This window comes from Serratia sp. PGPR-27 (assembly GCF_022678525.1).
In the GTDB taxonomy this organism is placed as follows: Bacteria; Pseudomonadota; Gammaproteobacteria; order Enterobacterales; family Enterobacteriaceae; genus Serratia; species Serratia nematodiphila.
This window is the reverse complement of the sequence record NZ_JALBYS010000011.1, coordinates 19,591-45,337: the sequence shown is the minus strand read 5'-3', so window position 1 is coordinate 45,337 and position 25,747 is coordinate 19,591. Positions and strand designations below refer to the sequence as shown.

General features: G+C 60.1%; 24 protein-coding genes. 9 read left to right on the top strand and 15 right to left on the bottom strand.

The window, feature by feature from the left end; translation table 11 throughout:
- Positions 1 to 38: 38 nt before the first annotated feature.
- Together pfkA and MMS95_RS08385 are read left to right on the top strand one after the other, a co-directional pair.
- Positions 39 to 1,001 (top strand): 6-phosphofructokinase, encoded by a 963-nt coding sequence (gene pfkA, locus MMS95_RS08390; protein ID WP_004931116.1) that lies wholly within the window; start codon positions 39 to 41, stop codon positions 999 to 1,001.
- Positions 1,002 to 1,187: 186 nt separating this feature from the next.
- Positions 1,188 to 2,177, top strand: coding sequence for a sulfate ABC transporter substrate-binding protein (locus MMS95_RS08385; RefSeq protein ID WP_015379419.1), 990 nt, complete (start codon positions 1,188 to 1,190; stop codon positions 2,175 to 2,177).
- A gap of 65 nt (positions 2,178 to 2,242) precedes the next feature.
- Here the strand turns inward: MMS95_RS08385 and tpiA are convergent, their stop codons facing one another.
- Both tpiA and MMS95_RS08375 read right to left on the bottom strand, forming a co-directional pair.
- Positions 2,243 to 3,010 (bottom strand): triose-phosphate isomerase, encoded by a 768-nt coding sequence (tpiA, locus tag MMS95_RS08380; protein ID WP_004931113.1) that lies wholly within the window; start codon positions 3,008 to 3,010, stop codon positions 2,243 to 2,245.
- Positions 3,011 to 3,137: 127 nt separating this feature from the next.
- Positions 3,138 to 3,722, bottom strand: coding sequence for a DUF1454 family protein (locus MMS95_RS08375; protein WP_021504458.1), 585 nt, complete (start codon positions 3,720 to 3,722; stop codon positions 3,138 to 3,140).
- Between the two features lie 199 nt (positions 3,723 to 3,921).
- Between MMS95_RS08375 and MMS95_RS08370 the strand changes: the two genes are divergently transcribed.
- Positions 3,922 to 4,341, top strand: coding sequence for a DUF805 domain-containing protein (locus MMS95_RS08370; protein ID WP_004931108.1), 420 nt, complete (start codon positions 3,922 to 3,924; stop codon positions 4,339 to 4,341).
- 8 nt (positions 4,342 to 4,349) lie between these two features.
- Here the strand turns inward: MMS95_RS08370 and fpr are convergent, their stop codons facing one another.
- Both fpr and MMS95_RS08360 read right to left on the bottom strand, forming a co-directional pair.
- Positions 4,350 to 5,096 carry a ferredoxin--NADP(+) reductase gene (gene fpr / locus MMS95_RS08365; protein ID WP_004931107.1) on the bottom strand — a complete coding sequence of 249 codons (747 nt, stop codon included), beginning with the start codon at positions 5,094 to 5,096 and terminating at the stop codon, positions 4,350 to 4,352.
- A 3-nt stretch (positions 5,097 to 5,099) separates the two neighbouring features.
- Positions 5,100 to 5,711 carry an HTH domain-containing protein gene (locus MMS95_RS08360; protein ID WP_004931104.1) on the bottom strand — a complete coding sequence of 204 codons (612 nt, stop codon included), beginning with the start codon at positions 5,709 to 5,711 and terminating at the stop codon, positions 5,100 to 5,102.
- A 297-nt stretch (positions 5,712 to 6,008) separates the two neighbouring features.
- Between MMS95_RS08360 and emrD the strand changes: the two genes are divergently transcribed.
- On the top strand, positions 6,009 to 7,193 hold the full coding sequence (gene emrD / locus MMS95_RS08355) for a multidrug efflux MFS transporter EmrD (RefSeq protein ID WP_004931102.1): 1,185 nt from the start codon (positions 6,009 to 6,011) through the stop codon (positions 7,191 to 7,193).
- A 194-nt stretch (positions 7,194 to 7,387) separates the two neighbouring features.
- On the opposite strand, the gene glpX is transcribed toward emrD, so the two are convergent.
- The 3 genes from glpX to MMS95_RS08340 all read right to left on the bottom strand — a co-directional run bounded on the left by glpX (position 7,388) and on the right by MMS95_RS08340 (position 10,924).
- Positions 7,388 to 8,398 (bottom strand): class II fructose-bisphosphatase, encoded by a 1,011-nt coding sequence (gene glpX, locus MMS95_RS08350; protein ID WP_016929713.1) that lies wholly within the window; start codon positions 8,396 to 8,398, stop codon positions 7,388 to 7,390.
- Positions 8,399 to 8,527: 129 nt separating this feature from the next.
- The gene (gene glpK, locus MMS95_RS08345) at positions 8,528 to 10,036 is read right to left on the bottom strand and encodes a glycerol kinase GlpK (protein ID WP_004931097.1); all 1,509 of its coding nucleotides are present in this window, start codon (positions 10,034 to 10,036) and stop codon (positions 8,528 to 8,530) included.
- Between the two features lie 42 nt (positions 10,037 to 10,078).
- Complete coding sequence (locus tag MMS95_RS08340) at positions 10,079 to 10,924, bottom strand: MIP/aquaporin family protein (RefSeq protein ID WP_015379417.1); 846 nt, start codon at positions 10,922 to 10,924, stop codon at positions 10,079 to 10,081.
- Positions 10,925 to 11,447: 523 nt separating this feature from the next.
- Between MMS95_RS08340 and zapB the strand changes: the two genes are divergently transcribed.
- On the top strand, positions 11,448 to 11,687 hold the full coding sequence (gene zapB / locus MMS95_RS08335) for a septal ring assembly protein ZapB (protein ID WP_004931092.1): 240 nt from the start codon (positions 11,448 to 11,450) through the stop codon (positions 11,685 to 11,687).
- Positions 11,688 to 11,747: 60 nt separating this feature from the next.
- Here the strand turns inward: zapB and rraA are convergent, their stop codons facing one another.
- The 7 genes from rraA to priA all read right to left on the bottom strand — a co-directional run bounded on the left by rraA (position 11,748) and on the right by priA (position 19,805).
- Positions 11,748 to 12,233, bottom strand: a complete 486-nt coding sequence (rraA, locus tag MMS95_RS08330; RefSeq protein ID WP_004931090.1) for a ribonuclease E activity regulator RraA — start codon at positions 12,231 to 12,233, stop codon at positions 11,748 to 11,750.
- A 75-nt stretch (positions 12,234 to 12,308) separates the two neighbouring features.
- Positions 12,309 to 13,226 carry a 1,4-dihydroxy-2-naphthoate polyprenyltransferase gene (locus MMS95_RS08325; protein WP_015379416.1) on the bottom strand — a complete coding sequence of 306 codons (918 nt, stop codon included), beginning with the start codon at positions 13,224 to 13,226 and terminating at the stop codon, positions 12,309 to 12,311.
- Between the two features lie 82 nt (positions 13,227 to 13,308).
- A complete protein-coding gene (gene hslU / locus MMS95_RS08320) occupies positions 13,309 to 14,643 on the bottom strand; it encodes an HslU--HslV peptidase ATPase subunit (RefSeq protein WP_004931086.1) in 1,335 nt (444 codons plus the stop codon).
- Positions 14,644 to 14,655: 12 nt separating this feature from the next.
- Positions 14,656 to 15,186, bottom strand: coding sequence for an ATP-dependent protease subunit HslV (hslV, locus tag MMS95_RS08315; RefSeq protein ID WP_004931085.1), 531 nt, complete (start codon positions 15,184 to 15,186; stop codon positions 14,656 to 14,658).
- Positions 15,187 to 15,288: 102 nt separating this feature from the next.
- Positions 15,289 to 16,224, bottom strand: a complete 936-nt coding sequence (gene ftsN / locus MMS95_RS08310) for a cell division protein FtsN (RefSeq protein ID WP_044030104.1) — start codon at positions 16,222 to 16,224, stop codon at positions 15,289 to 15,291.
- A gap of 65 nt (positions 16,225 to 16,289) precedes the next feature.
- A complete protein-coding gene (cytR, locus tag MMS95_RS08305; RefSeq protein ID WP_004931082.1) occupies positions 16,290 to 17,318 on the bottom strand; it encodes a DNA-binding transcriptional regulator CytR in 1,029 nt (342 codons plus the stop codon).
- Positions 17,319 to 17,609: 291 nt separating this feature from the next.
- Entirely contained in the window at positions 17,610 to 19,805 is a 2,196-nt protein-coding gene (gene priA / locus MMS95_RS08300; protein ID WP_044030102.1) for a primosomal protein N', read from the bottom strand.
- Positions 19,806 to 20,005: 200 nt separating this feature from the next.
- Between priA and rpmE the strand changes: the two genes are divergently transcribed.
- Positions 20,006 to 20,221, top strand: coding sequence for a 50S ribosomal protein L31 (rpmE, locus tag MMS95_RS08295; RefSeq protein WP_004931078.1), 216 nt, complete (start codon positions 20,006 to 20,008; stop codon positions 20,219 to 20,221).
- A gap of 77 nt (positions 20,222 to 20,298) precedes the next feature.
- Here the strand turns inward: rpmE and metJ are convergent, their stop codons facing one another.
- A complete protein-coding gene (metJ, locus tag MMS95_RS08290; RefSeq protein ID WP_004931076.1) occupies positions 20,299 to 20,616 on the bottom strand; it encodes a met regulon transcriptional regulator MetJ in 318 nt (105 codons plus the stop codon).
- Positions 20,617 to 20,920: 304 nt separating this feature from the next.
- Here metJ and metB point away from each other — a divergent pair, with 304 nt between their 5' ends.
- From metB to metF, 3 genes are all read left to right on the top strand, one after another.
- Complete coding sequence (gene metB / locus MMS95_RS08285; protein WP_015379413.1) at positions 20,921 to 22,081, top strand: cystathionine gamma-synthase; 1,161 nt, start codon at positions 20,921 to 20,923, stop codon at positions 22,079 to 22,081.
- A 2-nt stretch (positions 22,082 to 22,083) separates the two neighbouring features.
- Positions 22,084 to 24,519, top strand: a complete 2,436-nt coding sequence (locus MMS95_RS08280; RefSeq protein WP_242141566.1) for a bifunctional aspartate kinase/homoserine dehydrogenase II — start codon at positions 22,084 to 22,086, stop codon at positions 24,517 to 24,519.
- A gap of 228 nt (positions 24,520 to 24,747) precedes the next feature.
- On the top strand, positions 24,748 to 25,644 hold the full coding sequence (metF, locus tag MMS95_RS08275; protein ID WP_004931071.1) for a methylenetetrahydrofolate reductase: 897 nt from the start codon (positions 24,748 to 24,750) through the stop codon (positions 25,642 to 25,644).
- The last annotated feature ends 103 nt before the right edge of the window (positions 25,645 to 25,747 follow it).

Here is a 25,747-nt window from a genome sequence, read left to right as displayed (position 1 = left end):
TTCTTAAGAAATTGCATCTACACAGTTCAGAGGTAGTCATGATCAAGAAAATCGGTGTACTGACGAGCGGCGGTGATTCGCCGGGTATGAACGCTGCAATCCGCGGCGTTGTGCGTTCTGCGCTTTCAGAAGGTCTGGAAGTTTTTGGTATTTACGATGGCTACCTTGGCTTGTACGAAGATCGCATGGAGCAGCTGGATCGCTATAGCGTGTCCGACATGATCAACCGTGGCGGCACCTTCCTTGGTTCGGCCCGCTTCCCGGAATTCAGGGATGAAAACGTGCGCGCCAAGGCGATTGAAAACCTGAAGAATCGCGGCATCGACGCGCTGGTGGTGATCGGCGGCGACGGTTCCTACATGGGCGCCAAACGCCTGACGGAAGAAGGCTTCCCGTGCATCGGTCTGCCGGGCACCATCGATAACGATGTCGCCGGCACCGACTACACCATCGGTTACTTCACCGCGCTGGAAACCGTGGTGGAAGCGATCGACCGCCTGCGCGATACCTCCTCGTCGCACCAGCGCATCTCCATCGTGGAAGTGATGGGCCGTTACTGCGGCGATCTGACGCTGGCGGCGGCGATTGCCGGCGGCTGCGAATTTATCGTGCTGCCTGAAATCGAATTCAACCGCGAAGATCTGGTGTGCGAAATCAAGGCCGGTATCGCCAAAGGCAAAAAACACGCCATCGTGGCGATCACCGAGCACATCTGCGATATCGATGAGCTGGCGCGCCACATTGAGCAGGAAACCAAGCGTGAAACCCGCGCCACTGTGCTGGGCCACATTCAGCGCGGCGGTTCGCCGGTCGCCTATGACCGCATCCTGGCCTCGCGCATGGGCGCCTACGCCATCGAACTGCTGCTGCAGGGGTACGGCGGCCGCTGCGTCGGTATCCAGAACGAAAAAATGGTGCATCATGACATCATCGACGCGATCGAAAACATGAAGCGTCCGTTCAAGGGCGACTGGCTGGAAACGGCGAAAAAGCTGTACTGATACGCCACTCACCGCACGACAAAAAAGCCTCCGCTCCCGGGGGCTTTTTTATGCTCGCCGGTGACATATTCCAGAATCATCTATCCCAAAATTTTTTATTCTTTAGTTGCCGGGAAAGTTTCTGGCAGGCTCTGATGCTAAATCAACCGATTGAGGTTGCGCTTAATTTTCTGGGAGAGCCTGTCGATGCGTAAATGGGGTGTAGGTCTGACATTGGTGCTGTTGGCGTCCGGCGCCATGGCGAAGGATATTCAGTTGCTGAACGTGTCATACGATCCGACGCGTGAGTTCTATCAGGCTTACAACACGGCATTCAGCAAGCACTACCAGGCGGAAACCGGCGACAAGGTGACGGTGCGCCAGTCGCACGGCGGCTCCGGCAAGCAGGCGACGTCGGTGATCAACGGCATCGAGGCCGACGTGGTGACGCTGGCGTTAGCCTATGACGTCGACGCTATCGCCGAACGCGGGCGCATCGAGAAAGACTGGATCAAACGCCTGCCGGACAATTCGGCGCCTTACACCTCGACCATCGTCTTCCTGGTGCGCAAAGGCAACCCGAAACAGATTCATGACTGGCCTGATTTGATCAAGCCGGGCGTGTCGGTGATCACACCAAACCCGAAAACTTCCGGCGGCGCCCGCTGGAACTACCTGGCCGCCTGGGGCTACGCGTTGCACCACAACAACAACGATAAGGCCAAGGCGCAGGACTTCGTCAAAAACCTGTACAAGAACGTCGAAGTGCTGGATTCCGGCGCGCGCGGCTCGACCAACACCTTCGTTGAGCGCGGCATCGGCGACGTGCTGATCGCCTGGGAAAACGAAGCGTTGCTGGCGGAGAAAGAGCTGGGCAAAGACAAGTTCGAGATTATCACCCCGAGTGAATCGATCCTGGCCGAACCGACGGTGTCGGTGGTGGATAAGGTGGTCGACAAACGCGGTACCCGCGAGGTGGCGACCGCCTACCTGAAATATCTGTATTCGCCGGAAGGGCAGACTATCGCGGCACAGCACTATTACCGCCCGCGCGATGCGGCGGTGGCGGCCAAGTTCGCCGGGCAGTTCCCGCAGTTGAAGCTGTTCACCGTGGATGACACCTTCGGCGGCTGGACCGAAGCGCAGAAGGTGCACTTCGCCACCGGCGGCGTATTCGACGAAATCAGCAAACGCTGATGCCGTTTAAACGGCAATAAAAAACCCCGGCTTGCCGGGGTTTTTTTATGGCAAGCCTAAGGCAATCAGGCTTTTTTCGCTGCGGCAGCGGCTTTGACGATCACGGCGAAAGCGTCGGCTTTCAGCGAGGCGCCGCCAACCAGCGCGCCATCGATGTCCGGCTGGGAGAACAGCTCTGCGGCGTTCTTGTCGTTCACCGAACCGCCGTACTGGATGATGATTTCAGCGGCAACCGCGGCATCGTGCTTGGCGATGTGATCGCGGATAAATTTGTGCACGGCCTGCGCCTGCGCAGGGGTGGCGGATTTGCCGGTACCGATGGCCCAGACCGGCTCATAGGCGATCACGGTGCCTTTCATCGCCGGTGCGCCCAGCGTTTTCAGCACGGCGTCGATCTGGCGCGCGCATACTTCTTCGGTTTTGCCCGCGGCGTTTTCCGCTTCGGTTTCACCGATGCACAGCACCGGGATCAGGCCGGCTTCTTTCAGCACGGCGAATTTCTCGGCGATCACTTCGTCGCTTTCTTTGTGGTAGGTGCGACGCTCGGAGTGGCCGATGATGATGTACTGAGCGCCGACGTCTTTCAGCATGTTGGCGGAAACTTCACCGGTGAAGGCGCCGGACAGGTTAACGTCCACGTTCTGCGCGCCCAGCGCGATGCGGCTGCCGGCCAGCGCGTGCTTGGCCTGATCCAGATACATCACCGGCGGGGCGATGGCGACGCCACAGCCGTCAACGCTGCTCAGCTCATTGCGCAGACCGGCGATCAGTTCGTTGACCATGTGAGTGCTGCCGTTAAGCTTCCAGTTACCCATAACTAATGGATGACGCATGTTTTTTCCTCCAACTAGGGAACGCGAGAGTCGAAATGACAACTGCCGGACCGGCAGTTTACCTGCCCAACAGTATAGAGATCATTAAGCGCGAAGGCTTTGCTTTTCGTCATTAAATGCCGCGCCGTTACGGCTCGGAAAGCGCCAGCTTAATCGGTTCAACCGCGAAGGTGACGCCTTTATCGCCGTTGTCCGAGACGACATAGCGAATGGCGCCGACCTGCTGTTGGTAAAAACGCGATCCTTTGCCTTTTTCCAGCAGGCTGTTCACCTTGTTCTGGCTCTGTTCCACCGTCAGCGCCGGTTCGAACTGACGCATCAGCGCCGCCATGTAGTTGATGGCGATGGCGCGCGCGGCTTTTTCTTCATTGGCCTGCTGCAGCGGCAGATGCGTGATCTGCAACGTTTTGATTTTACCGGTACCTTTCTCCAGTGCGGTGGAGGCGTACAGGTTTTCGTTGAGTTTACTGGCGGCGCGCGTCAGCAGCGGCGAATCGTCTTCGGCGGCGGGAATGGCGCGGAATTCGCCAATCGGCAGCTTGGGGTTGTCGCGATTGTATTTCTCGCGGAATTTGACCACCGTCAGATCGAAGGTCGGCGCCCCGGCCAGCAGGTAAGGCGCGGTCGGTTTCGCTTCGGCGGCGGGCGGTTCGGCCCAGGCGCTGGCGGCGGCCTGCAGCAGGCAGGCGATGGCGAGGGTTTTTCTCAGCATGGCGTATGGCATCAAGGACAAAGATGGCTCCGATTAAAGCGATAACCCGCAGGCCTTGTCAAAGATCCCACGCCATTATCGGTTCGCTGACGAGAAAGCTGTGCGGCGCGCCGCGTTATGCAAGGCGGAAAACTCGGCCCGGCAGCGCCTATGTTACACTGCGGCGCAGAATATGGGCAGGCTTAGAGCGCAGGAATCGATGACGTTACAACAGTGGTGTTTTTCTTTTAAGGGCCGCATCGGGCGGCGCGACTTCTGGATCTGGATGGGGCTGTGGTTGGTGCTGATGGCGGCGGCGTTTACGCTGGCCAATTATCAATTGATCGCCATCCAATCCATCGCCTTCTTTATCGTGGCGCTGCTCTGGCCGACGGCGGCGGTGCTGGTCAAACGTCTGCACGATCGCAACAAGGCCGGCTGGTGGGCGTTGCTGCTGATCCTGGCGTGGATGCTGGCGGCGGGCAACTGGCAAATGCTGGCGCCGATCTGGCAATGGGGCGTCGGGCGTTTCATCCCGACGCTGATTATCGTGATGATGACTATCGATCTGGGTGCCTTCGTCGGCACGCCGGGAGACAATCGGTTCGGCCCGGAAGCCGAACCGGTGAAGTTCCGCTGATCCTCGGGTTACCAGTAGTGCTCGCTGGTGATGTGGCCCGGTTTGCGGCGCAGGTGCTTGCGCATTTGGCGGTGGTCTTTCAGCGTTTGCTGGGTGTCCCGCACCATCTGCGGGTTGCCGCACAGCATCACGTGGCTGGTTTCGGCGTCGATGGTCAAGCCGATCGCCGCTTCCAGCCGGCCGTCCTCGATCAGCGCCGGCACGCGGCCGGTCAGTGAACCGGGCGTCTCTTCACGGCTGACGACGGTCTGGATGCGCAGCTTGCCGTTGTAGCGTTGCTGCAGTTGCTGCATCAGCGGCAGGTAGCTCAGATCGCGCGCAAAACGCGCGGCGTGCACCAGCACCAGGTTGTTAAAGCGTTCCAGGCCGACGCCTTGCTGCAGAATCGATAAATAGGGGCCGATGGCGGTGCCGGTCGCCAGCATCCACAGCGTGTCGCAGTCGGGCACCTCATCCAGCACGAAGAATCCGGCCGCTTCTTTAGTCACCATGACATCCGAACCTGGCCGCAGCTGATTGAGGCGCGGGCTCAGTTTGCCTTCCGGCACCGTCACCAGATAGAACTCCAGGTTGGCGTCATCGGGGGCATTGACGTAGGAGTAGGCGCGTTGCACTCGTTCGCCGTCGATCTCCAGCGCCAGTTTGGCGAATTGCCCGGCGGTGAAAGGATCGATGGGGGCATTGACCACCAGGCTGAACAGCCCGTCGGTCCATTGTTTTACCTGCGTAACCTTGCCGTTTACCCATTCAGCCATACTCTAAAGCTCCCGTGGTCGAATCAAATAAGCACAATGTCGTGAGCCGGAAATGGCGTGCGTGGTGCGCTCTATCCGGTAGTCGTTGCCGAACAGGCGGTGAAACAGCTGCAGCTCGGAATTGCACAGGCTGCTGCAGTTGGAACCGGCCACGCCGATCGGACAGTGGTTTTCCACCAACAGCGCACCGTGCGGATGATCGAGCAATTCAGCCATGTAACCATCATGTTGCCGCAGACGCACCAATCGGGCTAACCGCTCTTGGTGGCTGCGCTCGGCGGACAGCTCTTCGGCATAACGCAGATAAAGCTGCTCTTCGCGCGCGTTCAGCAACGGTTCCACGCCGGCGCCGCCAAACAGCCGCAGCGCGGATGCCCGCAGCCGTTCCTGATCGGCGGCCGCAAAAGCGTGCCCTCGCGCTGTCAGCGACCAGTAGCGCGTCGGGCGGCCGACCTTGCTGCGCGCTTCTTCGTAACAAACCAACTCACGTTTTTCCAGGGATTGCAGATGTTGTCGGATGCCCATCGGCGTGATGTCCAGACGCTCCGCCAGCATTTTGGCCGAGTGCGGGCCGAGCGCCTTTAACTGCAATAAAATCAGCTCAGGTGTTTTCATGAACCAAATCCCTATGGTGTTATTTTATTTCAAGTTGATGAAAATAATTATCGATTAAATGCTAAAGCGCGGCTACTGCAAGGGCGCTATTTTTAACTCCAAAGCGTTAGACGTACAGTTTAATTTACGAGCCTGGTCGGGTTTGCTGCCAGTGTGACCTGGATCAATATCTGTCTGAAACTCGCTAAAAAAATCAGATTTGATTAGTTTATGCCGCCATAGAGGGCTGCTCGCCGTTCTGGCTGCTGCAACGGCCATACCGGGACGCTGTGACGAGTTGAAACGTTAACGAAGATAATGAGAAAACTAGAGAATTTTCACCTGCTGGTGATGCTTATCCTGTTGGTCGCCGTCGGCCAGATGGCGCAAACCATTTATGTTCCCGTTATTGCTGATATCGCCCACGATCTGTCGGTTCGCACCGGCGCCGTGCAACGGGTGATGGCGGCGTATCTGCTGACCTACGGTTTCTCCCAGCTGATTTACGGGCCGATATCGGATCGTATCGGGCGCCGCCCGGTGATCCTGACCGGCATGATGATCTTCCTGGTCGGTGCGCTGGGCGCGCTGCTGTCCACCAACCTGACGATGCTGGTTGCCGCCAGCGCGATTCAGGGCATGGGCACCGGCGTGGCGGGCGTGATGGCGCGCACCATGCCGCGCGATCTGTATGCCGGCACCGCCCTGCGCTACGCCAACAGCCTGTTGAACATGGGGATTTTGGTTAGCCCGCTGCTGGCGCCGGTGATCGGCGGCGCATTGGCGATGGTGTTCGGCTGGCGCGCCTGCTACGCCTTCCTGCTGGCGCTGTGCGCCTGCGTCGCCTTCGCCATGTTCCGCTGGCTGCCGGAAACCCGCCCGGTGCAAACGGAAAAACGTCGCATGCTGGCCAGTTTCCGCCAGCTGCTGGGTGACAGCACCTTCAGCTGCTATCTGGTGATGCTGATCGGCGCGCTGGCGGGGATTGCGGTATTCGAGGCCAGCTGCGGCGTGTTGATGGGCGGCGTGTTGGGGCTGAGTGGGCTGACCGTCAGCATCCTGTTCATTCTGCCGATCCCGGCGGCGTTTTTCGGCGCCTGGTACGCCGGGCGCGACGGCAAGACCTTCCACACGCTGATGTGGCATTCGGTGATTAGCTGCCTGCTGGCGGGGGCGATGATGTGGATCCCGGGCTGGTTCGGCGTGATGAACATCTGGACGCTGATCGTGCCGGCCGCGCTGTTCTTCTTCGGCGCCGGCATGCTGTTCCCGCTGGCGACCACCGGGGCGATGGAGCCGTTCCCTTACCTGGCCGGCGCGGCGGGCGCACTGGTGGGCGGGATGCAGAACATGGGGTCCGGTCTGGCGACCTGGCTGTCCGCCATGTTGCCGCAAACCGGGCAGTTCAGCCTCGGCTTGCTGATGTTCGCGATGGCGCTGCTGATCCTGCTGTGCTGGTGGCCGCTGTCCAATCGTATGCAGCATCAGGGGCATACCGCATAACGACAGGGCGCCATTCGGCGCCCTCATACCGTTGACAAAGGGGAGAAAAAGCGGGGTTTTTCTCCCCTTTGTGGTTATCAGCCGAAAATCAATAAATTGATTTTCCTTGTTTTTTATTCGCTGTTCTCTGCCAACACGGCAAGGGCATGAGGTTTGTCATCAATCATCAGGGCGCCATTCGGCGCCCTGTTTCGTTACAGCAGAAACTCGTGCAGCGCCGGGTCTTTGCGATCCAGATAGTGGGTCGAACGAATACGGCGGATGGTGCGCGACTTGCCGCGGATCAGCAACGTTTCGGTGGTGGCCATGTTGCCCTGGCGGCTGATGCCTTCCAGCAAATCGCCCTTGGTGATGCCGGTGGCGGAGAAGATCACGTTGTCGTTGCGCGCCATCTGATCCAGACGCAGCGCCTGGCCGGCTTCGATACCCATCTCCCGGCAGCGGGCCAACTCTTGTTCGCCGATGCGGCGGTTTTCGGCGCTGTCGCCTTTCACCTCATGACGCGGCAGCAAACGCGCCTGCATGTCACCGTCCAGCGCGCGGATCACCGCGGCTGAGATCACCCCTTCCGGCGCGCCGCCGATGCCGTACATCACATCGACCTCGCTTTCCGGCATGCAGGTGAGAATGGAAGCCGCTACGTCGCCGTCAGGAATGGCGAATACTCGCACGCCCAATTGCTGCATCTGCGCGATGACGCCGTCGTGGCGCGGTTTGGCCAATACGATCACCGTCAGCTGCGACAGCGGTTTGCCCAGTCGTTCGGCGACGTTCTGCAGGTTCTCGGCCAATGGCCGGTTGAGATCGATGGCGCCGCGCGCCGCCGGGCCGACCACCAGCTTCTCCATGTACATGTCCGGCGCGTGCAGGAAGGTGCCGCGATCGCCCACCGCCAATACCGCCAGCGCATTGGACTGGCCCATGGCGGTCATGCGGGTGCCTTCGATCGGATCGACCGCGATGTCGACTGCGTCGCCCTGACCGGTACCGACCTGCTCGCCGATATACAACATCGGTGCTTCGTCGATCTCGCCTTCGCCGATCACGATGCGCCCATCGATATCCACTTTGTTGAGCATGATGCGCATGGCGTGGACCGCCGCGCCGTCGGCGGCGTTCTTGTCGCCGCGCCCCAGCCATTTGTAGCCCGCCAGCGCGGCGGCTTCGGTAACGCGGGAGAATTCGATGGCTAATTCACGTTTCATGGCAAACCTGTCTGTGAGAAAGGGAGGAAAATATCGACAAAGTCTATCACAGCACGGTGGCGGCAGGGCGGGGCAAAAAAAAAGCGCCGCCCGCAGGCAGCGCTTGTTGGCGAAACGGCAGCTTCGGGATTACTCGTGATCTTCCCATGCCTGAGCGCGAGCCACCGCTTTTTTCCAGCCGCTGTAGCGGTAGTTGCGTTCGGTGGTTTCGATGCTTGGGCGGAATTCACGCTCAACCACCGCTTTGCTCTTCACTTCATCCAGATCGTTCCAGTAGCCGATGGCCAGGCCCGCCAGGAACGCCGCGCCCAGCGCCGTCGATTCACGCACTTCAGGGCGTTCTACGCGGGTGCCGAGAATATCGGACTGGAACTGCATCAGGAAGTTGTTGGCGACCGCGCCGCCGTCCACGCGCAGCGATTGCAGGCGGGTGTTGGCGTCGGCCTGCATGGCGTCCAGCACGTCACGGGTCTGGAAGGCGATGGATTCCAGCGTGGCGCGGATGATGTGGTTGCTGTTGGCACCACGGGTCAGGCCGAAGATGGCGCCGCGAGCATACGGATCCCAGTAGGGCGCGCCCAGGCCGGTGAAGGCCGGCACCACATAGACGCCGTTGCTGTCTTTCACCTTGGTGGCGAAATATTCGGAGTCGGCGGCGTCGCTGATCAGTTTCAGCTCGTCGCGCAGCCACTGGATAGACGCACCGCCGATGAACACCGCGCCTTCCAGCGCATAGTTCACTTCGCCGCGTGGGCCGCAGGCGATGGTGGTCAGCAGACCGTTTTTCGAGCGCACCGCTTCTTTGCCGGTGTTCATCAGCAGGAAGCAGCCGGTGCCGTAGGTGTTCTTCGCCATGCCCGGTTGAACGCACAGCTGGCCGTACAGTGCCGCCTGCTGGTCACCGGCGATACCGGCGATAGGAATACGCGTGCCGCCCTTACCGCCGATGTTGGTCTGGCCGTACACTTCGGAGGACGGGCGGACTTTCGGCAGCATGGCGCGCGGGATATCCAGCACTTCCAGCATGCGCTCGTCCCAGTCCAGTTCGTGGATGTTGAACATCATGGTGCGTGAGGCGTTGGTGTAATCGGTGACGTGTACGCGCCCCTGGGTCATTTTCCACACCAGCCAGGTATCCACGGTGCCGAACAGCAGTTCGCCGCGCTTGGCGCGCTCGCGGGCGCCTTCGACGTTGTCCAGGATCCACTTCACCTTGGTGCCGGAGAAGTACGGGTCAACCACCAGGCCGGTGTTGTGACGGATGTACTCTTCCAGGCCGTCGCGCTTGAGCTTCTCGCAGATGTCGGCGGTGCGGCGGCACTGCCAAACGATGGCGTTGTAAATCGGCTTGCCGGTCTCTTTTTCCCAGACGATGGTGGTTTCGCGCTGGTTGGTGATGCCGATGCCGGCGATCTGATCGGAATTGATGTCGGCTTTCGCCAGCACTTCTACCAGCGTCGAACTTTGCGACGCCCAGATCTCCATTGGGTCGTGCTCAACCCAGCCGGCCTTTGGATAGATCTGCGGGAATTCGCGCTGCGATACTGCAACGATGTTGGCGTCGTGATCGAGCACGACGGCACGTGAGCTGGTGGTCCCTTGGTCGAGTGCGACAATGTATTTTTTTTCTACAGTCATGGTAATTATCCTGCTGTTGTTAACCGTGTAAAACTGCACCCATCACGCTTTACGCTGCTGGGTCTTGGCGTCAGGCTCTTCTTCCGTCACGCAGACGTCGCACGGCAGGTGGCGGCCAATCAGCGCGCGGTAACCGAAAGCGCCCAGGCCACAGCCGACGATAGGGGCGAAGATCGGCACCAGGAAGTACGGGATGTCGCGTGCGCCGGTGAAGGCGACTTTGCCCCAGCCGGCCAGGTAGGCGAACAGTTTCGGCCCGAAGTCACGCGCCGGGTTCAACGCAAAGCCGGTCAATGGTCCCATGGAGGCGCCGATCACGGCAATCAGAATACCGATCAGCAGCGGCGCCAGCGGGCCGCGCGGAATGCCGTTGCCGTCGTCGGTCAGCGCCAGGATCAGGCACATCAGGATTGCAGCGATCACCATTTCTACCAGGAAGGCCTGGCCGACGGAGATGTGCGCGTTAGGGTAAGTCGAGAAGATGCCGGCCAGTTCGAGGCTTTCGTTGCTGCCGCGCACCATGTGGTGGGCCGCTTCGAAGTCGAAGAACAGATTGTAGTACAGCCCGTAGACCAAGGCCGCGGCGCAGAAGGCGCCGGCGACCTGCGCAATGATGTAAGGCACCACTTTGCGCCCGTCGAAGCAGGCGAACAGCCACAGGGCGAGGGTGACCGCCGGGTTGAGATGCGCACCGGAAATCGCGGCGGTCAGATAGATGGCCATGGCGACGCCCAGGCCCCAAATGATGCTGATTTCCCACTGGCCGAAGCTGGCGCCCGCCAGTTTCAGCGCGGCAACGCAGCCTACGCCAAAGAAGATCAGCAGCGCCGTGCCGAGGAACTCGGCGATGCACTGGCCTTTTAATGTCGGACTGGTGGTTTGGCTCATAATGTTGGTGTCCTGCAAAACGGCGGTTGTTGGTTTATAGGCTCAGCCAGGTATACATCTGACCTATGGGCACAGTTTTTTCATCTCGTCCAATTATTGAATGAGGACGTGATGTAAATTTATCGTTAACGAACATAAACGAGAAATAGCGAAATCAAAATGTGTGTGGCGCGTCATAAAATTGAGCGATTTCGCGTCGTTTAGTGTTCTTTCTGAGCCATAAAAGTGTGATCTGACCAGTGGTTTAGCGAGGGGCGTTAACAACTCGCGGCGGCGGCGATGGGGATTTTCAGTTTTTGCTGATGGCGAGGGCAGGAAAATTGCAACAGACTGCGCGATGATCCGGTATGTTGCTAGACAGGCGGAGACTGGCTACTTACAATCGTTTTTAACGAATCGAGACCGGCGCGCCTTTCGTAACGGCGCGCGTCACTGAGCGCGATGCAATATTCGCAGTAGCTGCAGCCGACGTTGCGGCCGCTACTTATAGATGTACGCCTTGCTATCATGAGGGGACTGAAGCATGTCATTTGAAGTATTTGAGAAACTGGAAGCAAAAGTACAGCAGGCGATTGATACCATCACCTTGTTGCAGATGGAAATTGAAGAGCTGAAAGACAAAAACAACTCTCTGTCGCAGGAAGTTCAGGCTGCCTCCGGCAACCACGAAGCGCTGGTGCGTGAAAACCAACAGCTGAAAGAAGAACAGCACGTATGGCAAGATCGCCTGCGCGCGCTGCTGGGCAAAATGGAAGAGGTTTGATTCCTTACGCCATGCAGCAACGAAAAGGGCGCCTGAGGCGCCCTTTTTCATGTCCGAAAATCACTCGATGTCGAGCGGGTCTTCGGAGAGGATGATGCCGGTGTTGTCGGCATACAGGTGGTCGCCTGAGAAGAAGGTGACGCCACCGAAGTTGACGCGGATATCGCTTTCGCCCACGCCTTCGCTTACGGCACCCGCCGGGATCGCCGCCATCGCCTGAATGCCGATGTCGAGCTCTTCCAGATCGTCCACCTGGCGCACCGCGCCGTACACCACGATGCCTTCCCATTCGTTCTGGGCGGCCAGGCGCGCCAGTTCGGCGTTGATCAGCGCCCGGCGTACCGAACCGCCGCCGTCGACCAACAGCACGCGGCCGCGGCCGTTTTCTTCAAGCAGATCGAATAACAGGCCGTTATCCTCAAAGCATTTCACCGTGGTGATCTGCCCGCCAAATGAAGTACGCCCGCCAAAATTGGAGAACAGAGGTTCAACAACGTTCACCTCTTCATGATAGATGTCGCAAAGTTCGGAAGTATCGTATTTCATAGGATTTTACGTCTGTTTGCCGCAGGAATGTTCAGTATATCCCTTTATTCGCCCTGTTGGCAAAATCATCAGTTTTTAACTGAGCGCCACGCCGATGGCGAACAGCAGGTTGGCCAGCAACGCCGCCTTGACCATATGCTCCAGCATCGGCCGCATGCCGACCGGCGTCGGATCGCGCAGCACGCGCAGGCCGTGGCGCACCAGCAGCGGGATCGCCAGCACGAACAGCCAACCCCACGGGCTGTGGAGGTTGAACAGCGTGAACAGCGCGAAACACAGCACCGCGCCGCCGAGCAGCAGGGCGTGGTAAATGCGCGCCTTGTGCGGGCCGAGACGCACTGCCAGCGTATTCTTGCCGTTTTCGCGATCGCTTTCGATATCGCGCAGATTGTTGATGTTGAGCACCGCCGTCGCCAGCAGGCCGCAGGCGGTGGCCGGCAGCATCACGACGCTGTCGAAGGTGTGCGTCTGCAGATAGTAGGTGCCGGCCACGCTCAGCCAGCCGAAGAACACCAGCACCGAGATATCGCCCAGCCCCAAATATCCGTAGGGCTTGTTGCCGACGGTGTAGGTGATGGCCGCCACGATGGACAGCCCGCCCAGCACCAGGAAACCCACCACGTCGCTGGGTTGCTCACAGGCGACGGCGATCAGCGAACAGCCGGCGAGGGCGATCAGCACCACCGTCACCACCAGCGCCCGTTTCATCTGCGCCTGGGTGATCATGCCTTTCTGCATGCCGCGCAATGGCCCGATGCGATCTTCTTTGTCGCTGCCTTTGACCGCATCGCCGTAGTCGTTCGCCAGGTTGGAGAGGATCTGCAGCAGGCCGGCGGTCAACAGCGCCAGGAGCGCTACTTCCGGTTTCAGGCTACCGTGCCAGGCGGCGATTGCCGAGCCGACCACGATGGAGGCAAAGGCCAGCGGCAGGGTGCGGGGGCGTAGACTTTCCAGCCAGGCGGAAATCGGGGTGGTGGAGGTTGATGAGCTCATGTTTCGCTTCTGTGTCCGTTAGAAATAATTGTGGGAGGCAATGCCTCCCACACAGATGACTGACAAGACAATGATTGAGCGATTATAGGATAAAACGACTCAAATCTTCATCCGCCACCAGTTCATCCAGATGACTGCGCACGTAATCCGCATCAATTGTAATGGATTGGCCATTAATTTCACTCGCATCGTAGGAAATATCTTCCATCAGACGCTCCAGCACGGTGTGCAGACGACGCGCGCCGATGTTCTCGGTGCTTTCGTTGACCTGCCACGCGGCTTCGGCGATGCGGCGGATGCCGTCGGCGGTGAACTCGATGTTGACGCCTTCGGTGCCCATCAGCGCTTTGTACTGCTCGGTCAGCGACGCGCTCGGCTCGGTCAGGATGCGCTCGAAGTCTTCGGTGGTCAGCGCCTGCAGCTCAACGCGGATCGGCAGACGGCCCTGCAGTTCCGGGATCAGATCCGACGGATTGGCGGTCTGGAACGCGCCGGAAGCGATGAACAGGATGTGGTCGGTCTTCACCATGCCGTGCTTGGTGGACACGGTGCAGCCTTCCACCAGCGGCAGCAGATCGCGCTGCACGCCTTCGCGCGAGACATCCGGGCCGGAGCTTTGGCCGCCGCGCTTACAGATTTTGTCGATCTCATCGATAAACACGATGCCGTGCTGCTCAACCGCTTCGATCGCCTGCTCTTTCAGCTCTTCCGGATTCACCAGCTTGGCGGCTTCTTCTTCCACCAGCAGCTTGAAGGCTTCTTTGATCTTCAGCTTGCGCGGTTTTTGCTTCTGGCCGCCGAGGTTCTGGAACATCGACTGCAGCTGGTTGGTCATCTCTTCCATGCCAGGAGGCGCCATGATTTCCACGCCCATCGGCGCGGCGGCCAGATCGATTTCGATCTCTTTGTCATCCAGCTGGCCTTCGCGCAGTTTCTTGCGGAATGCCTGGCGGGCGGCGGACGGTTCCTGATTTTCTTCCGGCTGGCCCCAGTTGTTTTTGGCCGGCGGGATCAGCACGTCGAGAATGCGCTCTTCGGCCAACTCTTCGGCGCGGGTGCGGTTTTTCTCGATCGACTGCATGCGCACCATTTTGATGGCGGCATCGGTCAGATCGCGGATGATGGAGTCCACTTCTTTGCCCACATAGCCCACTTCGGTGAACTTGGTGGCTTCAACCTTGATGAACGGCGCGTTGGCCAGCTTCGCCAGACGGCGGGCGATTTCGGTTTTACCGACGCCGGTCGGGCCGATCATCAGAATGTTTTTCGGGGTCACTTCGTGACGCAGCATCTCGTTGAGCTGCATCCGGCGCCAGCGGTTGCGCAGGGCAATGGCGACAGCGCGTTTGGCCTTGTTTTGGCCAATGATATAGCTGTCCAGTTCGCTGACGATCTCGCGCGGGGTCATTTCAGACATGGTATTCGATCCTTACGCTTTGGAAGGCAATTCTTCAATGGTGTGGAAATGGTTGGTGTAAATACAGATGTCGCCGGCGATGTTGAGGGATTTCTCAACGATGTCGCGGGCGCTCAGTTCGGTATTTTCCAACATGGCGCGGGCGGCAGCCTGGGCGTACGGGCCGCCGGAACCGATGGCGATCAGATCGTTTTCCGGCTGCACCACATCGCCGTTGCCGGTGATGATCAGCGAGGCGGTTTCATCGGCGACCGCCAGCAGCGCTTCGAGCTTGCGCAGCATGCGGTCGGTGCGCCAGTCTTTCGCCAGCTCGACGGCGGCTTTCACCAGGTGGCCCTGATGCATTTCCAGTTTGCGTTCAAACAGTTCAAACAGCGTGAAGGCGTCAGCGGTGCCACCGGCGAAACCGGCGATCACTTTGTCGTTATACAGGCGACGCACTTTCTTGACGTTACCCTTCATCACCGTATTACCCAGGGTTGCCTGGCCATCACCACCGATGACGACCTGGCCGTTGCGGCGTACGCTTACAATTGTTGTCACGAGCAGACCCTCGTTAAAGACGGAAAGAAGTCCCCGCAGCGCCTGCTTTCGCAGACGCTACGAGGCATATTGAGAGTATAGATGGGGGGGGATTGACGCTTTTCAACCCCCAACGGAGAGGGGAATGCAACTCGACATGCCGACGCCCTTCAGGCGCGAAAGGGTTTTGTCCGCTGCGGCGCGGCTGCTGTAGGGGCCGAGCACTACGCGATTCCAGCCGCCGCCGGCGGTGATGCGGCTCTCGATGCCCTCGAACGCCAGGCGCGCACGCACGGATTCAGCCTGATCGGTGGCGCGGAACGAACCGCATTGCACCATCCACTTCTGTTTCGATTCCGGTTTGGTGTCCTGCTTGGCCGTTTCCTGTTTCACTTCCGGTTTGGGCTCCGGCTTCGGTTGCGGCTTCGGCTCAGGCTGTTTCACCTGCACCGGTTGCTGGGTGGCCGGCTTCGGCTGCTGGTGCTGCTGCACCGGCGCGGTGGTGGCCCCGTTGTTGAACGGGTTGCGCGGCGGCTGAGTGACCTGCTGCGGTTGCTGTACCGGCTGCTGCTGCATTTGCTGTTGTTGCATCTGCTGCTGCTGGCGATTGCTGCGCGCGTTGGCCTGGCCCGGATCGTTATACGGCACTTCGTTCAACTGCGTCGGACGCTGCTGCATGTCGGCCTGCATTTGTTCCAGCAACTGCCGCTGTTCGGCGGTCAGCTGAGTTTTGGAATTGAGCTCGCCGCCGGCCGTCGGTTCGGTCGGGGTTTGCACGCCGATCTGCCGGTTTTCCAGCTCTTTGATATAGCGCCAGCGCTCTTCCGGCTTCGGCGGCAGGCCGTTGCCTGGGCGAGTGGTGTGTGCAGGCAACAACGGCGCGTCTTCCGGCTTGTTGTGCGTAATGAAATAGAGGCCACCGACAAAGACAACCAGCAACGCGACGGCTAACGCCAGCACGGTTTTGGAAACCTTCGGAGAACTGCGTTTTTTACGGCTGGGGGTTTTGCGCTTAGCTCCTGCTGCGCGCCCACGGCTTACATAGTCTTTTTGTGCCACTATTATTCCGCTGTGTCCTGATGAGAGGATAAGTCCGTCATGTTACTGAACCCTAAAATATTTGACTAGCGTTTCGGAGCAGCGGTGCTGCCTCTGATAATCAATTCACTGTCCAAGAGTCGGGAGCCGCTGGCCACCGTCTGGCCGTTCAACTGTTCCAACAGCAACAACATCGCCTGCTGGCCGATCTGGAAGCGCGGCTGCGCCACCGTGGTCAGCGGCGGATCGCAATACTGTGCCAGCTTGAGGTCGTCAAAGCCGACGATCGACAGATCCTGCGGTACCCGCAGCCCCATTTTCTTCGCCTGGGACAGCACGCCGATCGCCATGACGTCGCTGTGGCAGAACACCGCCGTCGGCGGTTTCGGCTGAGCCATCAGCGCCGTCAGCGCTTGCGCGCCGGCTTCGTAGGTAAAATCACCCCGGGTAATATAGCTGCTTTCGACGGTAATGCCATTACGACGTAGCGCTTGAACGTAACCCTGCAGCCGATAATGGCTCAGCGGCATCTGTTCCGGCCCGGCGACGCAGGCGATCTGCCGGTGGCCCAATTGATGCAAATAATGCACGGCTTCAAAGGCGGCGGTCAGGTTGTCGATGTGCACCGTCGGCAGTTCCAGCTCAGGGGCAAACTCGTTGGCCATCACCATCGGCGGCAGGTTGCGCTGCTCTTCCTTGCTGGCGTCAAACGGCAGGTTGGAGCCCAGCAGCAGCATACCGTCGATCTGTTTGGTGATGATCAGATTGACGAAGGTGCGCTCTTGCTGGTTCTGCTGCGCGCAGTCGCCGATCAGCACCAGATAACCTTGTTGGGCCGCGGTCTGTTCGATCCCCTGGATCACATCGGCGAAAAACGGATCGCAGATGTCGGGCACGATCACCAGGATGGTGCGGGATTCGTTGCGTTTGATATTGCGTGACAGAGCATGAGGAGAATAACCTACGGCCAGCACGGCCTGTTCCACTTTCTGGCGCGTTGGCGTTGACACCTTTTCCGGGTTCATCAGCGCACGCGATACGGTAGCCGTTGAAACGCCCGCCATTTCGGCGACGTCTTTCATGGTCGCCATGGATAACTCTTTCTTGTGTTCCAACGCCTTTCTCCTTGCGTCAGCCCCATGCCGACGCCACTACTGCTGTTTGCTCACAATGTCCGGCATGCGGTGGCGAGATTGTTGTCATTGAGCGCCACTCGCGTTCGGGCACTCCGTCGCGCTGCGATGTGGCGACAAAATTTGCCCTCGCAGACATTCTAAACAGAATACGCCCCGCCTTTGTTACCTAATTTGCATAAAAAATGTGACCTGAGAAGGTTTTTTAGCGTTCGCTCGCAATTTCAAGGGTAAACGTTTGCACTGCGGCAGCTAAATCGGACTTTTCCGGGATCAGCTGTCGATCGGATCGACATCCAGCGTCCATTTCACCTTGCGTGTTTGCGGCAGGGTGCCGATCAGCGGCAGCGAGCTTTTCATCAGCTGTTGCAGGACGCGCCGCGTCGGGTGCTGCAGCAGCAGCTGCCAGCGGAAACGGCCGCCGCGTTTGGATTGCAGCGCCGGCACCGGGCCCATCACCCACAGCGAATCGTCCTTCAGCGGGCTGGCTTCCAGCAGGTTGCGCAGCTGCTGCAGGAACAGCGGGGCCTGTTGGTTATCGTGATCTTCGGCGCGCACGATGATGTGGCTGGTGTAGGGCGGCAGAAACACGCTGCTGCGCTCCGCCAGCGTCTGTTTGGCGAAGGCGTCGTAACCTTGTTGCAGCAGCACCTGCAATAACGGGTGCTCCGGGTGGTGGGTTTGCAGCAGCACTTCACCCTGTTTGCCCGCTCGGCCCGCGCGCCCGGAGACCTGGGTATAGAGCTGAGCGAAACGCTCGGCGGAGCGGAAGTCGGCGGAGAACAACGCGCCGTCCACGTCCAGCAACGCCACCAGCGTGACGTCGGGAAAATGGTGGCCCTTGGCCAGCATCTGCGTGCCGATCAGAATGCGCGCTTCGCCGCGATGAATATCCGCCAGGTGCTGCTCCAGCGCCCCTTTACGGCTGGTGGTGTCGCGATCGATGCGGGTGATCGGCGTGTCGGGGAACAGCGGCGCCAGCTCCTGCTCCAGCTGCTCGGTGCCGACGCCGACTGATACCAGGTGGGTGGAGCCGCACTGCGGGCATTGGTGCGGCACCGGCCGCTGGCTGTCGCAGTGGTGGCAGCGCAGCTGGCGCTGATGCTGGTGGAAGGTGTAATAGTGATCGCAGCGCTGGCACTCGGCGATCCAGCCGCATTCGTGGCACAACAGCGCCGGGGCATAGCCGCGGCGGTTGAGGAACAGCATCACCTGATTGCCAGCTTTTAAATGGTGCTGCATGCTTTTCAAAAGCGGCTGCGACAGGCCGACCTTCAGCGGCAAACCTTTCAGATCGATCAGATGCTGCGCCGCCGGTTTGGCGTTGCCCGCGCGCTGGGTGAGCTTTAACTGGCGATATTTGCCCAGCTGCACGTTGTGCAGCGTTTCCAGTGCCGGCGTGGCGGAGCCCATCACCATCGGGATGTCCTCTTCCCGGGCGCGAAACACCGCCAGATCGCGGGCATGGTAGCGCCAGCCTTCCTGCTGTTTATAAGAGCTGTCGTGCTCTTCGTCGATGATGATTACGCCCAGTTGCCGGAACGGCGTGAACAGCGCCGAGCGGGTGCCGATGACGATCGCGGCTTCGCCGCTGCGCGCGCGCAGCCAAACCGCCAGCCGTTCGCTGTCGTTCAGTCCGGAGTGCAGCACGTCCACCGGCGCGTTGAAGCGCTCGCGAAAGCGGGCGATGGTTTGTGGCGTCAGGCCGATTTCCGGCACCAGCACCAGCGCCTGCCGGCCTTTGGCCAACACGTTCTCCAGCACGCTGAGATACACCTCGGTCTTGCCGGAGCCGGTGACCCCGGCCAGCAGCCAGGCGGCGAACTGCTCATCCTCGCTTCTGATCGCCCCGACGGCGGTGGCCTGTTCGGTATTCAGCCGCAGCCGCTCGCCAAGCACCGCGAAATTGGGGCGCCAGTCCTGCGTGGCCGCGACCTGAGCACGCAGGTCGATCAGCCCTTTGGCGCGCAGCGCCTGTAGAGCGCTTTCCGTCAGCTCAAGCTGGCTGACCTGATGGCGATAGACCGGGCGTTGCAACAGCGCCGCCAGCGCCTGCTGCTGTTTCGGCGCGCGTTTCAGGCTTTCGGGCGGCGTGGCGCGCCCCTCTTCGGTGGCGAACCACTGCCACAGCGGCGCGGCCTCGGCCGGTTTGCCTTGGCGCAGCAGGATCGGCAGCGCATGGAACAGCACTTCACCGATGGGATAGTGATAGTAATCGCTGGCCCAGCGCAGGATGCGCCACAGGCTGGGAGAGAACAGCGACTCGGTGTCGATCACGCTGTCGATCGGTTTGAGCTTGTCCAGCGGCAGTTCGCTGGTGTCGCTGCAGCCGGTGACTATGCCGATTGCATGCTGCCTGCCCCAGGGCACGCCCACGCGCGCGCCGGCCACCGGCTGCATGCCGGGCGGCAGCAGATAGTCGAAGGTGCGGGCGAGGGGGACCGGCAAAGCAACGTGTACGACGGGCATGATCTCATCCAAATTGAAAAAAAGTGGGCATCAGTTTACACGGCGCATCGGCAAATGTACGGTTCCGATTGCGCGCCCCGGCTAATGCTGTATAATTTGCCGCCTTTGGTATAATTCGATACCAAAATTCTATTATCAACCACGTGTGGTGTCTGGCGAAACAGGGCTGGATAGCGACACGGCCTTAACTGAGGTTTCCCATGAAACAAGGTATCCACCCAAAATACGAAGAAGTTACTGCTAACTGCTCTTGCGGTAACGTGATGAAGATCCGCTCCACCGTGGGCCACGATCTGAACCTGGACGTTTGTGGCGCATGCCACCCGTTCTACACTGGCAAGCAGCGTGACGTTGCTACCGGTGGCCGCGTTGACCGCTTCAACAAGCGTTTCAGCGTACCAGGCGCTAAGAAATAAGATTTCTTATCGACCGATGAAAAAGGCGCCCTGGGCGCCTTTTTTCTTTTCTGCCGCCGGCGTTCGCCGGGCGGTTCTTAATATTCCCAGGTATCGGGATCGACACCCAGTTCGCGCATCAACGCTTTTGCGGCTTCCGGGATTTCATCGCTGCGCTCTTTGCGCAGGTCTTCATCGTTCGGCAGCGGCTGGCCGGTAAAGGCATGCAGAAACGCTTCGCACAGCAGTTCGCTGTTGGTGGCGTGGCGCAGGTTGTTCACCTGGCGACGGGTCCGTTCGTCGGTAAGGATTTTCAGGACCTTCAGCGGAATGGATACCGTGATCTTTTTGACTTGCTCGCTTTTTTTACCGTGTTCAGCGTAAGGGCTGACATACTCGCCGTTCCACTCAGCCATGGGACACCTTAACTTTGTCAGAAAAATTACAAAATTCTAAAAACCGGCCAATTATGCCCGATCTTCACTGTTCTCACTAAATAAATGTCAATTTTACGCGACCAGGGTCACTGAATGCCCCGCTTCGGCCAGGCATTGCCGCTTAACATCTTATCGTCATGTCATATCGGCATAATTTTAGCGGGTATTGTGTCATTGCTCAATCTATACGCAAAGAAGTTTAGATGTCCAGATGTATTGACGTCTATCAATCCTGCGATTACTCTTTAGGCCTCATCCACCGAACCGAGAGCCGAGCGAGCCCATGACGCGTAAACCAGCCACGATTGCCGTACGCAGCGGCCTGAACGACGACGAACAGTACGGCTGCGTTGTCCCGCCGATTCATTTGTCCAGCACCTATAACTTTACCGACTTCAACCAACCCCGAGCCCATGACTACTCGCGCCGCGGCAACCCGACGCGCGACGTAGTGCAGCGCGCGTTGGCGGAGCTGGAAGGCGGCGCCGGCGCGGTGATGACCGGTAGCGGGATGTCGGCGATCCATCTGGTGACCACCGTGTTGTTGAAGCCCGGCGATCTGCTGGTGGCGCCGCACGACTGCTACGGCGGCAGCTATCGGCTGTTCGACAGCCTGAGCAAGCGCGGCGCCTATCGCGTGCTGTTCGTCGATCAGGGTAATGAAGAAGCCCTGCAGCAGGCGCTGGCGCAGAAGCCGAAGCTGGTGCTGATAGAAAGCCCCAGCAATCCGCTGCTGCGGGTGGTGGACATCGCGGCGATCTGCGCTGCCGCGCATGCGGCGGGCGCGTTGACGGTGGTGGACAACACCTTCCTCAGCCCGGCCCTGCAACAGCCGATCGAACTCGGTGCCGATCTGGTGGTCCATTCTTGCACCAAATACCTGAACGGGCATTCGGACGTGGTGGCCGGGGCGGTGATTGCCAAAGATCCCGAGCTGGCGGTCGAGTTGGCCTGGTGGGCAAACAACATTGGCGTGACCGGCGGCGCGTTCGACAGTTATCTGCTGCTGCGCGGCATGCGCACGCTGTCGCCGCGCATCAAGGCGGCGCAACAAAACGCTGAAGCGATTGTTGACTATTTACAGCAGCAACCGCTGGTGAAAAAGCTGTATCATCCCTCCCTGCCGGAGAATCCGGGGCATGAGATCGCCCGCCGTCAGCAGCGCGGTTTCGGCGCGATGCTGAGTTTTGAACTGGACGGCGATGAAGCGGTGCTGCGCCGTTTTCTCTCTGCCCTTGAGCTGTTTACTCTGGCAGAATCGTTGGGCGGCGTAGAAAGCCTGATCTCGCATGCAGCGACCATGACTCACGCCGGCATGGCGGCGGAGGCGCGGGCAGCGGCCGGCATCTCCGAGAGCCTGCTGCGCATTTCCGTGGGTATTGAAGACAGTGAAGATTTGATTGCCGATCTGGAACGCGCTTTCCAGGCGGCGGCAACGAGGTAAGCATGAATGCAATTGCTGTAGCAGGGCCGGTGAGCGGGCGTCAACTGCACAAGTTTGGCGGCAGCAGTCTGGCGGATGTGAAGTGTTATCTGCGTGTGGCCGGGATTATGGCGGAATACAGCCAGCCGGGCGACATGATGGTGGTATCGGCCGCCGGCAGTACCACCAACCAGTTGATCAACTGGCTGAAGCTCAGCCAGAGCGATCGCCTGTCTGCGCATCAGGTGCAGCAGACGTTGCGTCGCTATCACAGCGATCTTATCAGCGGCCTGTTGCCGCCGGAAAGCGCCGAGCCGCTGATCGCCGAGTTCATTCAGGATCTGGAACGTCTGGCGGCGCTGCTGGACGGCAACGTCGACGAGGTATGCTATGCCGAAGTGGTCGGGCACGGCGAGATCTGGTCGGCGCGCCTGATGGCGGCGGTGCTTAATCAGCTGGATATGCAGGCGGCCTGGCTGGACGCGCGTGATTTCCTGCGCGCTGAGCGCGCCGCGCAGCCGCAGGTGGATGAAGGCCGTTCTTACCCGCTGCTGCAGCAATTGATGGCTCAACATCCGGGCAAACGCCTGGTGGTGACCGGGTTCATTTCGCGCAACGACGCCGGGGAAACCGTGCTGTTGGGGCGTAACGGCAGCGACTACTCCGCCACTCAGGTCGGCGCGTTGGCCGGCGCTGCGCGCGTCACCATCTGGAGCGACGTGGCCGGGGTATACAGCGCCGATCCGCGCAAGGTGAAAGACGCCTGCCTGCTGCCGCTGCTGCGTCTGGACGAAGCCAGCGAGCTGGCGCGCCTGGCGGCGCCGGTATTGCACACCCGCACCCTGCAGCCGGTCTCCGGCAGCGATATCGATCTTCAGCTGCGCTGCAGCTATCAGCCGGAGCAGGGCTCGACGCGCATCGAGCGCGTATTGGCGTCCGGCACCGGCGCCAAGATTGTCACCAGCCACGACGATGTGTGCCTGATTGAACTGCACGTTGCCGCTCAGAATGACTTCAAACTGGCGCAGAAAGAGTTGGATCTGGTGCTCAAGCGCGCGCAGATCAAACCGCTGGCGGTGGGCATCCACCCTGACCGCAACCTGGTGCAGCTGTGCTACACCTCCGAGGTGGTCAACAGCGCGCTGGTGACGCTGCAGGCCGCGGCGCTGCCAGGCGAGCTGCGCCTGCGTGAAGGGTTGGCGCTGGTGGCGATGGTCGGCGCCGGGGTGTGCAAGAACCCGCTGCACAGCCACCGTTTCTATCAGCAGTTGAAAGATCAGCCGGTCGAGTTCATCTGGCAGGCGGAAGATGGCATCAGCCTGGTGGCGGTATTGCGCCAGGGGCCGACCGCGCTGCTGATCCAGGGGCTGCACCAAAGCCTGTTCCGCGCCGAGAAGCGCATCGGTCTGGTGCTGTTCGGCAAGGGCAATATCGGCTCGCGCTGGCTGGAGCTGTTCGCCCGTGAGCAGACCAATATCTCCGCGCGCAGCGGCTTCGAATTTATCCTGGCGGGGGTGGTGGACAGCCGCCGCAGCCTGCTGAACTATGACGGGCTGGACGCCAGCCGCGCGCTGGCATTCTTTGAGGACGAAGCGCAGGAGCTGGATGAAGAATCGCTGTTCCTGTGGATGCGCGCGCACCCGTTCGACGATCTGGTGGTGCTTGACGTGACCGCCAGCGAAGAGCTGGCCGGGCAGTATCTGGATTTCGCCAGCTACGGTTTCCACGTGATCAGCGCCAACAAGTTGGCGGGGGCCTCGTGCAGCGACAGCTATCGCCAAATTCGCGACGCCTTCGCCAAAACCGGCCGCCACTGGCTGTATAACGCCACCGTCGGCGCCGGCCTGCCGGTCAACCACACGGTGCGCGATCTGCGCGACAGCGGCGACAGCATTCTGGCGATCAGCGGCATCTTCTCCGGCACGCTCTCCTGGCTGTTCCTGCAGTATGACGGCACGGTGCCGTTCACCGAGCTGGTGGATCAGGCCTGGCAGCAGGGGCTGACCGAACCGGATCCGCGGGTCGATCTCTCCGGCCAGGACGTGATGCGCAAGCTGGTGATCCTGGCGCGCGAAGCGGGCTACGACATCGAACCGAACCAGGTGCGGGTCGAGTCGCTGGTGCCGGCGGGCTGCGAGCTGGGCTCTGTCGATCAGTTCTTCGAGAACGGTGAGGCGCTGAACCAGCAGATGCAGCAGCGCTTTGAGGCCGCCAGCGAAATGGGCCTGGTGCTGCGCCACGTGGCGCGTTTCGACGCCAACGGCAAGGCGCGGGTCGGCGTGGAGGCGGTGCGCCCTGAGCATCCTCTGGCCTCGCTGCTGCCGTGCGACAACGTGTTCGCCATCGAAAGCCGCTGGTATCGCGATAATCCGCTGGTGATCCGCGGGCCGGGCGCCGGCCGCGACGTCACCGCCGGCGCGATCCAGTCAGACCTTAACCGATTGGCGCAGCTGCTTTAATCCTCTGCGGGCGCGGGTTCACCGCGCCCCTTTGCTTTTCCTGCCATACTTATCCCTGCCGCTGTCATGAAATTTCCTCTTTGAGCGGGTGAGGATTAATCATCTTATTCCCCTCATTTTCCTGTTGACTCTTTAGCCAACATGCGGCATTTTCTATCTAGACGTCTAAACGTATAGACGCTCATCAAGATGAAATAAAAACAGTGATCGAGAAGAGGTGAGCAGGGTATGAGTTTTTTCCACGCAAACCAGCGGGAAGCGCTGAATCAGAGTCTGGCGGAGTTGAACGGCCAGATCAACGTATCATTCGAGTTCTTCCCGCCACGCACCAGCGAGATGGAAGAGACCCTGTGGCAGTCGATCGATCGTCTGAGCATCCTTAAACCCAAATTCGTTTCCGTCACCTACGGCGCCAACTCCGGCGAGCGCGATCGCACCCACAGCATCATCAAGGGGATCAAGGAACGCACCGGCCTGGAGGCGGCGCCGCACCTGACCTGCATCGACGCCAGCCCGGCGCAGCTGCGCGACATCGCGACCGATTACTGGAACAGCGGCATTCGCCATATCGTGGCGCTGCGCGGCGATCTGCCGCCGGGCGGCGGCAAGCCGGACATGTACGCGACCGATCTGGTGGCGCTGCTGAAAGACGTGGGCGACTTCGACATTTCCGTCGCCGCCTACCCGGAAGTGCACCCGGAGGCGAAGAGCGCCCAGGCGGATTTGATTAACCTGAAGCGCAAGATCGACGCTGGCGCCAGCCGCGCCATCACTCAGTTCTTCTTCGACGTCGAGAGCTACCTGCGCTTTCGCGACCGCTGCGTCGCCGCCGGTATCGACGTGGAAATCGTGCCGGGCATTCTGCCGGTGTCCAACTTCAAGCAGCTGCAGCGCTTCGCCACCATGACCAACGTGCGGGTGCCAAGCTGGATGACCAGCATGTTCGAAGGGCTGGACGACGATGCGGAGACCCGCAAAATGGTCGGTGCCAATATCGCCATGGACATGGTGAAGATCCTCAGCCGCGAAGGGGTGAAAGATTTCCACTTCTATACGCTGAACCGCGCCGAGATGAGCTACGCCATCTGCCACACGCTGGGCGTGCGCCCGGTGGCCGCCGCCTGACGGGCTTGTTCCATTGAAAAAGGGCGTCGCTTTACCGCGGCGCCCTTTTTTTGTGGGGGAAGGCATAAAAAAACGGCCCCGATAAACGGGGCCGCGATGAGGC

What these genes read in the sequence shown, in the direction of transcription:
- pfkA (WP_004931116.1), top strand. Translation starts at nt 39, where the DNA reads ATGATCAAGAAAATCGGTGTACTGACGAGCGGCGGTGATTCGCCGGGT.
- MMS95_RS08385 (WP_015379419.1), top strand. Translation starts at nt 1,188, where the DNA reads ATGCGTAAATGGGGTGTAGGTCTGACATTGGTGCTGTTGGCGTCCGGC.
- tpiA (WP_004931113.1), bottom strand. Translation starts at nt 3,010, where the DNA reads ATGCGTCATCCATTAGTTATGGGTAACTGGAAGCTTAACGGCAGCACT.
- MMS95_RS08375 (WP_021504458.1), bottom strand. Translation starts at nt 3,722, where the DNA reads ATGCTGAGAAAAACCCTCGCCATCGCCTGCCTGCTGCAGGCCGCCGCC.
- MMS95_RS08370 (WP_004931108.1), top strand. Translation starts at nt 3,922, where the DNA reads ATGACGTTACAACAGTGGTGTTTTTCTTTTAAGGGCCGCATCGGGCGG.
- fpr (WP_004931107.1), bottom strand. Translation starts at nt 5,096, where the DNA reads ATGGCTGAATGGGTAAACGGCAAGGTTACGCAGGTAAAACAATGGACC.
- MMS95_RS08360 (WP_004931104.1), bottom strand. Translation starts at nt 5,711, where the DNA reads ATGAAAACACCTGAGCTGATTTTATTGCAGTTAAAGGCGCTCGGCCCG.
- emrD (WP_004931102.1), top strand. Translation starts at nt 6,009, where the DNA reads ATGAGAAAACTAGAGAATTTTCACCTGCTGGTGATGCTTATCCTGTTG.
- glpX (WP_016929713.1), bottom strand. Translation starts at nt 8,398, where the DNA reads ATGAAACGTGAATTAGCCATCGAATTCTCCCGCGTTACCGAAGCCGCC.
- glpK (WP_004931097.1), bottom strand. Translation starts at nt 10,036, where the DNA reads ATGACTGTAGAAAAAAAATACATTGTCGCACTCGACCAAGGGACCACC.
- MMS95_RS08340 (WP_015379417.1), bottom strand. Translation starts at nt 10,924, where the DNA reads ATGAGCCAAACCACCAGTCCGACATTAAAAGGCCAGTGCATCGCCGAG.
- zapB (WP_004931092.1), top strand. Translation starts at nt 11,448, where the DNA reads ATGTCATTTGAAGTATTTGAGAAACTGGAAGCAAAAGTACAGCAGGCG.
- rraA (WP_004931090.1), bottom strand. Translation starts at nt 12,233, where the DNA reads ATGAAATACGATACTTCCGAACTTTGCGACATCTATCATGAAGAGGTG.
- MMS95_RS08325 (WP_015379416.1), bottom strand. Translation starts at nt 13,226, where the DNA reads ATGAGCTCATCAACCTCCACCACCCCGATTTCCGCCTGGCTGGAAAGT.
- hslU (WP_004931086.1), bottom strand. Translation starts at nt 14,643, where the DNA reads ATGTCTGAAATGACCCCGCGCGAGATCGTCAGCGAACTGGACAGCTAT.
- priA (WP_044030102.1), bottom strand. Translation starts at nt 19,805, where the DNA reads ATGCCCGTCGTACACGTTGCTTTGCCGGTCCCCCTCGCCCGCACCTTC.
- rpmE (WP_004931078.1), top strand. Translation starts at nt 20,006, where the DNA reads ATGAAACAAGGTATCCACCCAAAATACGAAGAAGTTACTGCTAACTGC.
- metJ (WP_004931076.1), bottom strand. Translation starts at nt 20,616, where the DNA reads ATGGCTGAGTGGAACGGCGAGTATGTCAGCCCTTACGCTGAACACGGT.
- metB (WP_015379413.1), top strand. Translation starts at nt 20,921, where the DNA reads ATGACGCGTAAACCAGCCACGATTGCCGTACGCAGCGGCCTGAACGAC.
- MMS95_RS08280 (WP_242141566.1), top strand. Translation starts at nt 22,084, where the DNA reads ATGAATGCAATTGCTGTAGCAGGGCCGGTGAGCGGGCGTCAACTGCAC.
- metF (WP_004931071.1), top strand. Translation starts at nt 24,748, where the DNA reads ATGAGTTTTTTCCACGCAAACCAGCGGGAAGCGCTGAATCAGAGTCTG.